General features: G+C 64.6%; 12 protein-coding genes. 4 read left to right on the top strand and 8 right to left on the bottom strand.

Features of this window, described 5'->3' with window-relative positions; genetic code table 11:
* The 7 genes from ACFVYC_RS18935 to dinB all read right to left on the bottom strand — a co-directional run bounded on the left by ACFVYC_RS18935 (position 1) and on the right by dinB (position 8022).
* Positions 1 to 1632: a UDP-N-acetylmuramoyl-L-alanyl-D-glutamate--2,6-diaminopimelate ligase gene (locus ACFVYC_RS18935; protein WP_387553147.1), complete on the bottom strand. Its 1632-nt coding sequence runs from the start codon at positions 1630 to 1632 to the stop codon at positions 1 to 3.
* An 82-nt stretch (positions 1633 to 1714) separates the two neighbouring features.
* The gene (locus ACFVYC_RS18930) at positions 1715 to 3514 is read right to left on the bottom strand and encodes a peptidoglycan D,D-transpeptidase FtsI family protein (protein ID WP_387553145.1); all 1800 of its coding nucleotides are present in this window, start codon (positions 3512 to 3514) and stop codon (positions 1715 to 1717) included.
* A 48-nt stretch (positions 3515 to 3562) separates the two neighbouring features.
* Complete coding sequence (locus ACFVYC_RS18925) at positions 3563 to 4252, bottom strand: hypothetical protein (protein ID WP_387553143.1); 690 nt, start codon at positions 4250 to 4252, stop codon at positions 3563 to 3565.
* On the bottom strand, positions 4252 to 5241 hold the full coding sequence (gene rsmH / locus ACFVYC_RS18920; protein ID WP_387553141.1) for a 16S rRNA (cytosine(1402)-N(4))-methyltransferase RsmH: 990 nt from the start codon (positions 5239 to 5241) through the stop codon (positions 4252 to 4254). Before rsmH ends, ACFVYC_RS18925 begins: the two co-directional genes overlap by 1 nt.
* 167 nt (positions 5242 to 5408) lie before the next feature.
* Positions 5409 to 5837, bottom strand: coding sequence for a division/cell wall cluster transcriptional repressor MraZ (gene mraZ, locus ACFVYC_RS18915; RefSeq protein ID WP_256247430.1), 429 nt, complete (start codon positions 5835 to 5837; stop codon positions 5409 to 5411).
* Between the two features lie 376 nt (positions 5838 to 6213).
* On the bottom strand, positions 6214 to 6588 hold the full coding sequence (locus ACFVYC_RS18910) for a DUF3040 domain-containing protein (RefSeq protein WP_387553138.1): 375 nt from the start codon (positions 6586 to 6588) through the stop codon (positions 6214 to 6216).
* Between the two features lie 276 nt (positions 6589 to 6864).
* Positions 6865 to 8022, bottom strand: coding sequence for a DNA polymerase IV (gene dinB / locus ACFVYC_RS18905; RefSeq protein ID WP_387553210.1), 1158 nt, complete (start codon positions 8020 to 8022; stop codon positions 6865 to 6867).
* Positions 8023 to 8163: 141 nt separating this feature from the next.
* On the opposite strand from dinB, the gene ACFVYC_RS18900 reads away from it, so the two are divergent.
* Positions 8164 to 8688: a hypothetical protein gene (locus tag ACFVYC_RS18900; protein ID WP_387553136.1), complete on the top strand. Its 525-nt coding sequence runs from the start codon at positions 8164 to 8166 to the stop codon at positions 8686 to 8688.
* A complete protein-coding gene (locus tag ACFVYC_RS18895; protein ID WP_387553134.1) occupies positions 8685 to 9779 on the top strand; it encodes a polyprenyl synthetase family protein in 1095 nt (364 codons plus the stop codon). The genes ACFVYC_RS18900 and ACFVYC_RS18895 overlap by 4 nt, the downstream gene beginning before the upstream one ends.
* Positions 9780 to 9798: 19 nt before the next feature.
* Here the strand turns inward: ACFVYC_RS18895 and ACFVYC_RS18890 are convergent, their stop codons facing one another.
* On the bottom strand, positions 9799 to 10152 hold the full coding sequence (locus ACFVYC_RS18890; RefSeq protein WP_387553132.1) for an Rv2175c family DNA-binding protein: 354 nt from the start codon (positions 10150 to 10152) through the stop codon (positions 9799 to 9801).
* A 242-nt stretch (positions 10153 to 10394) separates the two neighbouring features.
* Between ACFVYC_RS18890 and ACFVYC_RS18885 the strand changes: the two genes are divergently transcribed.
* Complete coding sequence (locus ACFVYC_RS18885; protein WP_387553130.1) at positions 10395 to 11768, top strand: LysM peptidoglycan-binding domain-containing protein; 1374 nt, start codon at positions 10395 to 10397, stop codon at positions 11766 to 11768.
* A 103-nt stretch (positions 11769 to 11871) separates the two neighbouring features.
* Positions 11872 to 13974, top strand: coding sequence for a Stk1 family PASTA domain-containing Ser/Thr kinase (pknB, locus tag ACFVYC_RS18880; RefSeq protein ID WP_387553128.1), 2103 nt, complete (start codon positions 11872 to 11874; stop codon positions 13972 to 13974).
* Positions 13975 to 13988 lie beyond the last annotated feature (14 nt).

The following is a 13988-nucleotide window of genomic DNA, read 5'->3' as shown; positions in this document are numbered from 1 at the left end:
CTAGGACTCTATCCGGTCGTCTTGGAGAACGTTGAATCCCCTGGCTGTCAAGGCGCTGCGCAATTCCACCCTGTCGTCCAGGGCAAGGTTGACGCCTTTGACCTCCTGCCACACCTCGTGGCCGCGGCCCGCCACGAGGATGGTGTCCTCCGGCCGGGCCAGCTCCACGGCCCGGCGAATTGCCTCTGCCCGGGGGAAAACTTCCAGGACGTCACACTCCAGTAAGTCCTTTTCCTTTGCCTCACGGGCACCTGCCAGGACGTCGGCGCGGATTGCGCCCGGGTCCTCATCATGGGGGTCGTCATCGCTGATGATGACGGTGTCGGCGAGCCTGGCCGCAATGGCACCCATGGCGGGCCGTTTGCCCTGGTCACGCTGTCCTGTGGCACCAAAGACAACGATGAGGCGGGACCCTGGTTGCGGCGACCGTACCGCTTCGAGGGCCCGTGCCAGCGCATCGGTGTTGTGGGCGAAATCCACGATCGCGGCCGGCTCGTCTGAAACCAGCTGCATGCGCCCGGGCACCGCTACGGTGAAGGGGTCGTACTCGTCCAATGCCGACTGCAGCGTGCCGGCGTCCACGCCAGCCGTCAGGACCATCACTGCCGCCAGCGCCGCATTGGCGACATTGAAGCTGCCGGGGAGGCCGGTGTGAACCGTGAGCCTGCCGTCGGGGCCGCTCAGTGTGAACTCCGTGCCCAGCCCGCGCGCGCTCGTGGCCGTAACAGTCCAGTCGGCAGCGGTTCCGGCCGAGGTGGCGAGGGTGGTGACCGGCACCTGCGTGGCGCCGGCAAGCCGGTGGCCCCACTCGTCGTCGACCATCACCACGGCCGCACGGGCGCGGCCGGGCGTGAAAAGCTCCGCCTTGGTGGCGAAGTAGTCGTCCATGGTGAGGTGCAGGTCCAGGTGGTCCTGGGTCAGGTTGGTGAATCCCACAACATCGAACAGCACCCCGTCCACCCGCTGGAAGGAAATGGCGTGGGAGGAGACCTCCATGGCGGCTGCGGCGAGTCCCCTCTCCCGCATGAGGGCCAGCAGCGCGTGCACGTCCGTGGATTCCGGTGTGGTGAGCAGGCTTGGGATGGGGTCCCCGCCGGCATGGATCTCAATGGTGCCGATCAGCCCGGTCTTCCGGCCGAGGGCGCGAAGCAGCGAGTTGATGAAGTAGGTGGTGGTGGTTTTTCCATTGGTGCCCGTCACGCCAAATAACTGTGGCTGGCCGGCGCCCGGCTGGCTTTGATAAATCAGGGCGGACAATGGCCCCACCACATTGCGGGGTGCGTCCACAACAATCACGGGTACCGGAACATCGTTGGACAGCGCGAGCAGCCTGGCGCCGGCATCGTCCGTGAGGACGGCGACGGCTCCCGCTTCGATGGCCTGCGGAACGAAATCCGCACCATGGCGGGCGGCGCCCGGAAGGGCGACGTAGAGGTCCCCCGGCTCCACCGCACGGGAGTTCAACGAAATTCCGGTGACTTCCACCTCGGCGGCCGGTCCGGGAACCGCAACATCAAGGGCATCGCCGATGCCGGCCAGCCGGACCGCTTCGACAGTTGACGGGCGGAAGCGGCCCTTGCCGGCAGGTCCCTCCGGGACGGCGCGGCTATCGGACGGATTGAGGTCAGACAAGGAATCTCCGATGGTGCTAGTGTTCGGGCCCGGCAGGGATGAACCGGTGGTGCTGCTGTGCGGTCGGCTGTTTGCCGGGATGCTACTTGGCGAACTGGGGCAGCCGGGCCGGTTCGCCCGTGGACGGCTGGACGTTGTAGGTCCGCAGTGCCTGGCTCATGACCGACCGGAAAACCGGCCCGTTGGTAATCCCATAAATACTGCCCTTGGGACGCTGGAGTACCACCTCCACAATAAACCGCGGATCATCCATCGGTGCCATGCCCACCATGGAGGCAGTGTAGCCGCAGTACCCGGCGCCGTCGTCGCACGGTGATTCGGACGTGCCCGTCTTGGCGCCCACACGGTAGCCGTCGATGGCCGCATCCTTGATCTGCCCCTCGGTAACGGCGCTTTCCAGGATGTCCTGGACCTGCTGCGCCGTTTCCTCCGACACCGTCTGCCGTGGTGCGGCTGCGGGCACTTTTTCCTCGGTTCCATCCGGGGAAACGTAGGCATCGATAAGCCTGGGCTGGAGCATGACGCCGTTGTTGGCGATGGACTGGAACGCCCGTACGGTCTGGAGGGTGGACTGGGACACGCCCTGTCCGAACAGCACGGTGTACTGCTGGCGTCCGTCCCACTGCTGCCAGGGCGTGAGGATGCCGGAGGCTGTGGCAGGCAACCCGATGTCAGGTGCCTCGCCGATGCCGAATCTCTTGAGCCAGTCGTACCGCTGTTCCTTGCTGAGGCGCTGGCCGGCCATGACGGTGCCGGTGTTCATCGAGTAACCCAGGATGCCCGCCAGGGTGCGCTCCTCAGTCCCATGGGCAAAGGAATCGCTGAAGGTCTGTCCGTCCACCGTGTAGGTGGGCCCGAGGGTGAAGGAATCGAGCGGCTTGGCCTTGCCCTCTTCAATGAGGGCGGCGGCGGTCATCATTTTTTCAACGGAACCGGGCTCGTAGGCCGCGGTGACGGCGCGGACGCCGCGGTCCTTTGCCGCCACCCGGCCTGGGTCGTTGGGATCGGGGGAATTGGTGTCGGCCATGGCCACCAGGTCGCCGGTCTTGGCATCCATCACAATGATGACGCCCCACTCGGCGCTGAGTTTGTCCGTCTGGCTTTGGATGGCCTGCTGTGCGAAGTACTGCAGGTCGGAGTTGAGCGTGAGCTTGACGTCCTTGCCGTCCTGCGGCGAAGTCAGCTCATCCACGCCCACGGGGATGCGCAGGCCGTCAGCGCCGATCTCGAAAAGGCGTTCGCCGTCCGCGCCCTTCAGCAGTTCGTCCTGGGTCTGTTCTATGCCGGCCTGGCCGCTGCTGCCGTCGGCCAGGAATCCGATGATTCCGCCGGCGACGGACCCGTTGGGATAGACCCGCTTGCTGACGCCTTCGGTGACGATGCCGGGGATCTGGAGCTTCGAGATGCGGTCCTCGATGTCCGGCTTCACATCCTTGGCCACGATGTAGTAGGGCTGCTGGCCCGTGACAGCTTCGCGGATGGCGTCTTTCTCCATGCCCAGGGCGCCGGCCAGTTCGGTAAGGCCCTGGTCCCGGCTGACGTCCACCAGCTTCTCTTTGCCGTCCACAGTTTCCAGGCGCTTGAAGGTTTCGGTTTTGGTGTTCACCCGCTGGTCCACCACCACGTTGTAGCGGATTACGCTGTTGGCCAGCACCGTTCCCCGGGAGTCCAGGATGCTGCCCCTCTCGGCAGGCAGGACGGTCCGCTTCATCCGGCTGTTCAGCGCGGCCTCTGCCATTCCCCCGACGTCCAGTCCCTGGACCAGGAAGAGTTTCCCGCCCACCACCAGCAGGAGCGTCAGCATCATGCCAAGCCCCAGCCGGAGACGCTTTTTGGCGTTGGGTACCTTGCTGCTTTTCGCCTTGCCGGTCCGCTGCGCCACCGTGATAATCCTTGCTGTTCGACCTTGTTGCCTGTCAGACCTGCCGTGTTACTGCCCGGGGACCTTCTGCTCGGGCGCGGGTACCGATCCGCCGTGGAGATCCACCGGCGGGACAGCCGGAGCGGCTGATGGCGGTGTCTGGGCAGGCGTGGCGTCTGGGGCCGGTTTGGTCTCCGCGGCCGAGGGAGCAGCTGCAGGGGGCTCATCAACGGGCTTCCGGGCTTCCAGCGGATCACGCTTGCTCGGCGGCGGCACCACGGTGAGCTGACCCGCGACAGCAGGCGCCGGAATAACGGCCCCGGCAGCACCGTCCTTCACGGCCGGGGTTGCCTTGCCTGTAACGGAGAGGGTGGACAGGTCAATCTGGCCTTTGACGGTGGAAGGCACCATCCCCAGCTTTGTCGCCTGCGCCGCGAGGTTCTGGGGTGCTTCGAAGTTCTGGACCTGCTGGGTAAGATCCTGGTTCTGCTTCGTCAGCGTGCTCTGCTTGGCGCGAAGTTCCACCAACTGGTACTGCGCCGTGGACACCGAAATATTGAGGACCAGAACGGCGATCAGGGCCACGGCCAGCATGGCGAAGCACAGCACCACGAAGGGCGCGCGGCGTTTGCGGGGGACGGTCCGGACTACGGAGAGCGGAGTGCGGCTCCGGCGCGGCCCGGCCGGCGAACCCGCAGGAAGCTGCTTGGCCGCCGAACCGGAAACGACGGGAAAGTTCTTGACGGCAGCGGTGCTCACTAAGCTCTCCTGGTTCGGATACGTTCCACCGCACGGAGCCTGGCAGAGGCAGCGCGGGGGTTTTCGGCGATTTCGACGGCGGTTGGCACCTCGGTGCCTTTGGTCAGGGTCTTCAGTTCGGGTTTATGCTCTTCCAGCTCAACGGGAAAGCCCAGTGGAGCGGAAGATTTGGAACGGGACTGGAAAACTCCCTTGACGATCTTGTCTTCCAGGGAGTGGTAGGACATCACCACGATGCGGCCGCCGAGTGCTGTGGCCTCCACGGCAGCGGGAACCGCGCGTTCCAGCACGTCGAGCTCCTCATTGACTTCGATCCGCAGGGCCTGGAATGTCCTCTTGGCGGGGTGGCCGCCGGACTTGGCAGCTCCTGCCGGGACGACGGCGCGGATTTGCTCCACCAGTTCCCCGGTGGTGGTAAAGGGTTTCGTGGCCCGGGAGGCGACGATCCTGTTAGCGATCCGTCCAGCGAACTTCTCCTCGCCCCACTTCCGGATGATCCGGACGAGTTCTTCTTCGCTGTACCTGTTAACGACGTCGGCCGCAGTCTGCCCGCGGCTGGTGTCCATCCGCATGTCCAGTGGCGCGTCGAACGAGTACGCAAAGCCGCGTTCACGCTCATCCAGCTGGAGGGACGAAACGCCGAGGTCCATAAGGATTCCGTGAACTTCGGGGACACCCAGGTCAGCGATGACTTCTGCGATTTCGTCATAGACGGCGTGGACAAGATCCGTGCGGGCCTCAAAGGGCGCCAGCCGCTCCCCTGCCAGGGCAAGGGCTTCTTCATCCCGGTCGATGCCGATCAGGTGCAGGTCCGGAAAACGCTGCAGCATTGCTTCGGAGTGGCCGCCCATTCCCAAGGTCGCATCAATGGCCACCGGCGTCTCGCCCCGATTCCGGGCAGCTTCGAATCCGGGGGCCAACAAATTGATGCACCGGTCCCGAAGGACCGGCACATGGCGTTCGGACGTTGGCTTCGGTTGATCGTTCATGCCTCGTCCTCTCTCGCCGCTGCTCTCACCTGGTGGGGTTCTTGGCCCAGATCCCCATCCGCGCCTACCGTCATGCCCGCCTGGCTCCGGGGAAGTGAGCCAGGTTGGCCAGCCGATGGGCCGGCTGGAGATCTCAGCCAAGAAAACTGCCCGCTGTCCTGTTCCGGTCAGAGAATGCCCGGAATGGGGTCATCGGTTTCGGAGAAGGCGGTTTCCTTCTCCGCGAGGTAGTCATTCCAGGCCTGGGCGTCCCAGATCTCGGCGCGGGTTCCGGCGCCGATGACGGCAAGTTCCCTACCGAGCCCTGCGTACTCCCGGAGCGCTGGCGGAATAGTCACGCGCCCCTGCTTGTCAGGTACCTCGTCCGAGGCTCCAGAGAGAAAGACGCGGATGTAGTCCCGCGCCTGTTTCGAGGAGATTGGCGCCTCCCGCATTTGCTCGTGAACACGGGCAAATTCCTTCTCGCTGAAGACGTAGATGCAACGTTCCTGCCCTCTGGTGAGGACCAGTCCGCTGGCAAGTTCCTCCCGGAACTTCGCGGGGAGAATGATCCGTCCCTTTTCATCCAGACGTGGCGAATGCGTGCCCAGAAACACTGGCCCACCGCCTGTCCGATGTCAGGAACTGCACATCCCCTATGTTGCAACCACCCTCTTATGTCCTCCACATTACTCCACTTTCCACCACAGTCAACGTGAATAGACCACCCACAGGCCCGTTTTTTGGGAAAGTTGGCCCGAAAAGACGCGGAAATGCGCGGGTGGTGGGAAGTGGAGGATCTTCGCCCCTCCTGGCCCATGCCGATGGGCGACGCGGCGCCGGCCGGATCGAGGAGTTGCTGCCGAAAGTGCACGGAAACCAGGTTTAACGCGAAAAGACCCGCCGAAGCGGGTCTTTTCTGTTTTGCTTCCCCATGCCGGGGAGCAAAGTGGAGTGCCTGGGTGGCCTCCGGATCAGCCGATGCCCGAAAGGCTAGGGTTCACCCCGGCGCCTCTCGTCCCAGCGTTCCTCCAGGCTGCTCATGAAGGAACTCCGCTGCTTGCCTGCTTTGCCCGTGCCGGGCTTGGCACCCTTCGCACCGGGCGAGCTGCTGCGCATCGTGGCGAAGTAGACGCCGCCGCCCATCACAATGAAGCCCAGGACACCTACAAAGATGTTTTGGAGGGTGACGCCCACCAATAAGAGGAAGACGCCGGCAAGCGCACAAAGAACGCCGATCACAACGTGTCTCGTCGACCACGAACGCCCGGGGTCCGACCCCATGGAATTCGCGAACTTTGGATCATCCTCGTGAAGCTGCTTCTCCAGCTGCTCAAGCAGCTTCTGTTCGTGCTCCGACAGCGGCATCACGACCTCCTTTTGTAGGCCAACGTCCGGGCTGATCCCAGCCAGTACTCCTGCTCGAATAACGTCCGGCATGCCTTTGCGGTTCCCGCACCCGCCGGCTATGGCGGAAAGCGGTGACCAGGCATGCGGTCGCCTGAGCGGAAGCATGTCCAAGAGAGCCCGGCAGTAAGTCCAGTCACTCAAAAACTTCGTACCTACAAGGATAGTTTGTTCAGGGCCGTTCTGAAAGACGGCGATGACTTTCCCGGCACCCTCCGGGCCGCAGATTTTCCGGGCTTATCCGGCCCCGCTGCCCGGGTCGAGGAGCCGGGCGGGAAGAACCGACTTACCGCCGAATTTGCGGGCCACCTGGTCCACCGCCTGCTCGGCGGCACGCCAGTTGTCGTCCCTGCGGTCGAAACTCAGCTGGAGCGAGGTCCGCGCCGCTTCTTCAAGCTGCTCGGCCCGCACCCCTACCAGCCTGACGGTCATGGTCCGGTCCACAGCGTCCAGCAGCTGAAGCGCCACTGCGTAGATGAGCTGCGCACTGTCCACGGGAGTCTGGACGGTCCGGCTGCGCGTGATGGTGGAGAAGTCCGCGAACCGCAGCTTCAGTGCGATGGTCCGGGCCACCATTCCCGAGCTCCGCAACCGCTCTGCCGTGCGGTGCGAAAGCCGCAACAGCTCCCGGTGGAGGAGGGCGTCATCGGCAGTATCCACGGCAAAGGTTTCTTCCGCCCCGATGCTCTTCTCAAGACGGACAGGCGTGACGGGACGCGGATCTATTCCCCACGCGAGCTGGTGGACGTGTACTCCCGTGGCGCCGAGCATCTTCTTGAGCGAGGAGACCGGGGTGGCTGCCAGGTCGGCGACGGTTTTGATGCCCATCCTCGCCAGGACGTCTGCGGTTTTTGCGCCCACCCCCCACAAGGCTCCCACCGGCAGGCTGTGGAGGTAAGGAACCGTCTGGTCCGGCCCGATCAGAAGCAACCCGTCCGGCTTGCAGCGGGTGGAGGCGATTTTTGCCACAAACTTTGTCTCGGCGATCCCCACGGAGGCGGTAATGCCCAGGTCCGCAGCCACCCTGCGCCTGATCAGCTGCCCGATGTCCCGCGGTGGCCCCAGCCGGCGCAGTGCCCCACTAACGTCCAGGAACGCTTCATCGACGCTGAGCGGCTCCACGAGTTCAGTGACGGACTCGAAAATTGCCATCAACTGGGCAGAGACCTCGTAGTACACCTTGTGCCGGGGCTCGATGATCACTGCCTGGGGGCACATGCGCATGGCTACCGCCATTGGCATGGCCGACTTGACGCCGAACGCCCTGGCTTCGTAGGACGCGGACAGGACCACTGATCGCTCGGCCGGATAGCCGACGATGACAGGCCGGCCCTTCAGTTCGGGGCGGGTGCGGAGTTCCACGGAGACGAAAAAGGCGTCCATATCCACGTGCATGATGCAGTTGCGCCTGCGGGACCGAAGGCCTGCCCCGGCCGGCTCGTTCGTCCCAACAGGTGCCACGGCTGCAATCCTATCGCTTTTGTACTGACTAAACTGGAGGCTGAATCCGGCATCAACACCAGGAGGAAAGTCCCTGTGACGGTCATTGGAAACCTTAAGCCAGCTGCCCTGGCCGCTTTTGCTGCCGGGGCATTGGCCCTCGCTGCCTGCAGCCCAACGCCCTCAGGAACACCGGATCCCACTGCCTCCGCCTCTGCACCGGAAACCGTCCAGTCCACCATGACAGCCTCGGCCAGCCCCTCCGCCTCGCCCAACACCTCAGCAACGGTAGGGGCCGTCGTCGAAGGTTTCCCCCAGGAGCTCCTGCCGCTGATGCCGGGCGCGAGCGTGGTGTCCAGCAGCTTCGACAAGGCGTCGACGCCCGCAACTGCCGCCCTGGTTGCGACCATCACTGCGCCCACTTCCGCGGTACTGGATTTCTACACCAAGGAGCTGGAGGCCCGCGGGTTCAAGGCAGTCCCGGGTGAGTCCGTCGGGGCGCTGGCTTCAAAGGATTTTGTTCGCGGAGACAATGAGACGGTCAACCTCTCGGCCGTGGAAGCGGCGGGGGTTGTCACCTTCACCATCGGCGCCAATGTGGCAGCTGAGTCAGCCAAGTGACGGCGGCCGAGCAGTTAAGGGATGAACAGGCCGCCTTCGTAGCGGCAGTCGCGGGTGAACTGACCGATTTCCTCACGTCCCGGCAGTCCATCATGTCCGCCATCTCCCCGGACATCGAACCGATCATGGGGTCCATCTCCAATTTGGTAACGGGCGGAAAGCGCCTCCGGGCGCTCATGTGCTACTGGGGATGGCGTGGCGCCGGCGGCGAGCCATCCGCCCAGCAGGTAGTGACGGCCGGAGCGGCGCTGGAATTGTTCCAGGCTGCCGCGCTGATCCACGACGACATTATTGACCGTTCGGACACGCGGCGCGGCGGACCCAGCGTCCACCGCCGGTTCAGCCAGCTGCACGGAGCCCGCGGCTGGGCGCTGGACAGCGAGCGGTTCGGGCATGCCGCCGCCATCCTCACCGGCGACCTCTGCCTCTCGTTCAGTGAAGAAGCTTTTACCGACATAGGCGAAAAGGCCGCGGCGGGCAGCCGGGCCCGGTTGATCTTCAACCTCATGCGGGCGGAAGTCATGGCTGGCCAGTACCTTGACATTCTGGAAGAGGTTGCAGGGCCGGTCCGGGACCGCGCCGGAGCTGTCAGCAGGGCCCAGTCCATCATCAGGTTCAAGTCAGCCAAATACTCCACAGAGCACCCGCTGGCGCTGGGCGGCGCCCTCGCCGGAGCCTCGAACGAACTGCTCCGCGGCTACTCAGCCTTCGCATTGCCCCTGGGCGAGGCCTTCCAGCTCCGTGACGACGTGCTGGGCGTCTTCGGGGATCCGCTCACCACGGGCAAGCCTGCCGGGGACGACCTGCGCGAAGGCAAGCGGACCGTACTGGTGGCGCTTGCCCTGGACCAGGCATCGGAAACAGAATCCGCCTTCATCGACGCCAGGCTGGGCAGCCCCGACCTCGGCGACGAGGACATTCTTGAAATCCGGCGGATTATCGAAGAGTCCGGGGCCCTGCAGGCCACCGAAGTGCTGATCAACGAATTCGGGTCTGCAGCATTTGATGCCCTGGAAGCACTTCCCCTGGACGAACTGCCGAAAACAGCCCTGCGGAGGCTGGCTGAAGCAACCGTCAGCCGAGCCTCCTGATTCAGCAGGCGAAATCCGGTTACCAGGCCAAGGTCTGCGCCCTGCGCCTGATTTCTGTCTTGCGGCCTTCGCGCAGGGCGTCGATAGGGCGTCCGCGCAGGGATTCGTCGGGCGTAAAAAGCCAGATGATGAGATCCTCGTCGGAGTAGCCCGCATCCGCAAGCACAACAATGGTGCCTTTAAGGCTGTCCACCACCTGGCCGTCCTGAATGAATTCAGCCGGGACCGAGCGGATTTTCCGTTCCCCCACCCGCAAAGCCGCCAAAGCATGCTCGTCCAGGAGGCTATGGACTTTGGTGATGGAAACATCCAACAAATTGGCGACGTCGGGCAGGGGCAACCATTCGCCCACGAGGTTTTCTACAGTGCTCACGGATCAAGGTTGCCACGGTGCGTACCGCCGCGCCTAGTCGGCGCATTGCCCCGGGCACTCCCCACCTGCGGACACTCCACAAATTCCAGCTTGCAGGAATTGCGCGAATTCTTGTGCTAACTCCGAATCCATGAGAGATTCTCATAGATCACATTTGTAACACGAATAACACGAGTAACAGTAGTATCGGAATGACAGCGGCATCCCCGCCCGCGCCCGCAGTTGAGAAGAGGATTCTTTCCATGACGATGTCCCGCTCGCCCAAGCAGCCCCCCAAGCCGAGTCTGCCTATGATCGCTGCCACCACTGCAGCGCTGCCAGCGGTTGTGTTGTCATCCTTGGCCCTCGCCCAGCCTGCCGCAGCAGAGCAGCCAGCACGCGCCGTCCCGGCCACCCTGGCCGCGGCGATGAAAGCACAGGCGGCACAGGCGACGGCGGCCGTCATCCCGCCGTCGTCCGTCTCCACCACCATCCCGGCAGCCTTCAAGCCGGCACAACCGGCGGCACCGGCCGAGTACACGATCGCCCGGGGCGACACGATCAGCGCCATCGCCGGCAGGTTCGGGTTGAACACCGGTGAAGTCCTGAAGCTCAATAACCTGCAGGCGAACACCATCATCTACCCGGGACAGAAGATCAAACTTTCGGGCTCCGCCGCCGCATCCGCGGCTCCTGCTCCGGCGGCTGCTCCCGCTGCCCCGTCCCCCGCCGGCGGCGGTGCCAGCTACACGGTGAAACCAGGCGACACGCTCGGCGCCATTGCCGCGAAGCACAAAGTGAGCCTCTCTGACGTCTTCTCCTGGAACAGCCTCAACATGCGTTCCATCATCTACCCCGGGCAGAAAATCAAGGTTGGTGGCGGCGACTCCGCTCCCGCCCCGGCGGCTCCTGCGCCGGCAGCACCTGCACCGGCCCTGGCGAACTCCTCGGCCACTGCCCCGGCGTCCGGCTCGTACACCATCAAGGCCGGTGACACTCTTTCCGCCATCGCCTCGCGTCACGGCGTCAAGCTTTCGGATCTGCTTTCTGCCAACCGGATGAACCTGGGCACGGTAATCTACCCGGGCAACAAACTGGCCATCCCCGGCGCCGGCCAGCAAACGCCGCAACCGGCAGCCTCTGTTACGCCCCTGGTGCCCAGTTCCTTCCTGGGTTTCAGGTACCCCGCAGCAGTGGTGAGCTCAGCCAACGAAAACAAGGCACTCCTGAACGCTTCGCCGGTCCCCTCCCGCGAGCAGATGCGCAGCATCGTTGCGGACACCGCACGATCGATGGGCGTAGAACCTTCCCTCGCCCTCGCCTTCGCGCACCAGGAGTCCGGTTTCGACCAGCGCGCGGTGTCCCCCGCGAATGCCATCGGAACCATGCAGGTCATCCCCAGCTCCGGCCAGTGGGCATCGGACCTGGTGGGGCGGAAGCTCAACCTCCTGGATCCGTACGATAATGCAACGGCCGGCGTCGCGATCATCCGCCAGCTCCTCGCCACGAGCAAGGACAGGGATTCAGCCATCGCCGGGTACTACCAAGGCCAGTATTCGGTGAGCAAGTACGGCATGTACGACGACACCAAGACTTACGTCGCAGCCATCAAGGCACACCAGAAGAACTTCGGCTAGCCCCGGGCCCTGCGTCCGAAAAGCGGGGAAGCCAGGAGAAGTCGGCACGGGTCCGGACCGGAATGGGTTCGGACCCGTTTCATTGCTGGATTACGATCGTAGGGTGCAGGAACACGTGTCAGACCCTCTGGTAGGAACCCTGGTGGACAACCGCTACGCCGTCAGGTCCAGGCTGGCGGCCGGCGGCATGTCCACCGTTTACGTCGCCACCGACCAGCGGCTGGAACGGGACGTGGCCCTCAAGGTGCTGCACCCCCATCTCTCCGCGGACGAGAGCTTCCTCGGCAGGCTGGGCCGGGAGGCCAAGGCCGCAGCGAGGCTGTCCCACCCCCACGTGGTGGGCGTCCTCGACCAGGGCACGGATGCCCACACCGCGTATCTGGTCATGGAATACATCAAGGGCCACACGCTGCGGGACGTCATTAAAGCCAAAGGTGCGCTTCCGCCCCGGCTCGCACTGGCGTTGATTGATCCGGTGGTGGAGGGCCTCGGGGCCGCGCACGCGGCGGGGTTCATCCACCGGGACGTGAAACCCGAAAACGTTCTGATCGCCGAAGACGGCCGGATCAAGATCGGTGACTTCGGACTGGCGCGTGCTGTCACCACCTCCACCAGCACCGGTGCGCTGCTCGGGACCGTTGCCTACCTCTCCCCCGAACTCGTCCTCGGCAGGTCCGCCGATGCCCGGAGCGATGTGTACTCCGTGGGCATCATGCTTTATGAGATGCTGACCGGCCAGCAGCCATTCACCGGCGAGGTTCCCATCCAGGTGGCCTACCAGCATGTCAACGGAGTAGTGGGCCCGCCCTCGGCGTTAGTGCCGGGCCTGGCCGCAGAGGTGGACGAGCTGGTGCAGTGGTGTACTGCCAACGATCCCGAAAACCGTCCCATCGACGGCAATGCCCTGCTCCAGGAACTGCGCCACATCAGGACCAACCTCAGCGACCGCGAGCTGGACGTACAGCCGCCCGCCGCCCTGGACGCCGGCATTCAAAGCCCCACCGGGAACCCGGATCACACCGAGGTCATAGCGCGTACGAACAATCCAACGAGCGTGATGCCCTTTGGCCGGCCGCCGGCACCCCCGAACCGCCCGGCCCAGCCACAGGTTAACCCGGGCTCCGGCCAGGAAACACATCCTCCCGCTTCCGGGCACCGGCACAATCTCACGCCCCCCGGCGCGGACGACGACACGGCCTGGTCCGCGGCCGCGCCCACGGCCATCAGCAAACGGGCCCAGCGCAAAGCTGACAAAGAGGACGAGAAGGCACGGGCACGCGCCGCAGCAACTCCGGCGCGCAGCCTGCGCGAAGGCAGCCCGCGACGCCGCGGCGTCCTGTGGGTGGTAATCCTGCTCATCGCCGCCTTACTGGCAACAGGGGCCGGCTGGTTTTTCGGCATGGGTCCGGGCTCGGTCGCAGCCATCCCCGCCGTGGCGAACAGGACCGTGGCGCAGGCCCAGGAGGTCCTCAGCCAGGCAGGGTTCCGGTCCACCACCAGGGATATTTTCGACGACGACGTGCCCAGCGGACTGGTGGTGGGCACAGAACCCCCGGCCGGCTCGCAGATCCGGAAGTTCCAGCCTGTCTCGGTGTTTGTTTCGAAGGGGCCGCAGCTCTTCCCACTGCCCGGACTGACCGGGGGCACCCTCGAAGAAGCCAAGGCCGGACTGAACGGTGCGGATATGGCTTTGGGGTCTGTCACCGAGCAGTTTGATGAGAGGGTAAGGGCCGGGGTCGTTTTGTCGCAGGACCCTTCCGCCGGGACCCCGGCCCGGCACGGGACACCCGTCAACCTGGTGGTATCGAAGGGCCCGGAGCCGATCCCGGTGCCCAACGTGGTGGGCCAGGACGAGGATGATGCCAGGGATGCCATCGAGGCGGCCGGCCTGGAAGCGGACGTGGCGCGTGAAGAGGTGTTTGACCGGAACATCCCCGAGGGCGCCGTAGTCAGCCAGTCTCCAGCCAACGGCACCCTCACCAGGGGCGGTACGGTAACCCTGACCATCTCAAAGGGCCCCAGGATGGTGGAGGTGCCCAGTTTCATCGGCAAGCAGGCAGCGGAGGCGAAGCGCGGCCTCGAAAGCCTCGGCTTCCAGGTTCAGGTGAACAACATCCTTGGCGGCTTCTTCGGCACAGTCCGGGACCAGGACCCCGTGGACACCGAGGTACCTGAAGGATCAGTTATCACACTGACCGTGGTGTAAGCGGGCCCGGCCCG

The organism is Pseudarthrobacter sp. NPDC058329 (assembly GCF_042879835.1).
Taxonomy (GTDB): Bacteria; Actinomycetota; Actinomycetes; order Actinomycetales; family Micrococcaceae; genus Arthrobacter.
The sequence above is the reverse complement of the archived record's forward strand: the minus strand, read 5'-3'. Positions and strand labels throughout refer to the sequence as shown.

What these genes read in the sequence shown, in the direction of transcription:
- rsmH (WP_387553141.1), bottom strand. Translation starts at nt 5,241, where the DNA reads ATGAACGATCAACCGAAGCCAACGTCCGAACGCCATGTGCCGGTCCTT.
- ACFVYC_RS18910 (WP_387553138.1), bottom strand. Translation starts at nt 6,588, where the DNA reads ATGCCGCTGTCGGAGCACGAACAGAAGCTGCTTGAGCAGCTGGAGAAG.
- dinB (WP_387553210.1), bottom strand. Translation starts at nt 8,022, where the DNA reads ATGCACGTGGATATGGACGCCTTTTTCGTCTCCGTGGAACTCCGCACC.
- ACFVYC_RS18885 (WP_387553130.1), top strand. Translation starts at nt 10,395, where the DNA reads ATGACGATGTCCCGCTCGCCCAAGCAGCCCCCCAAGCCGAGTCTGCCT.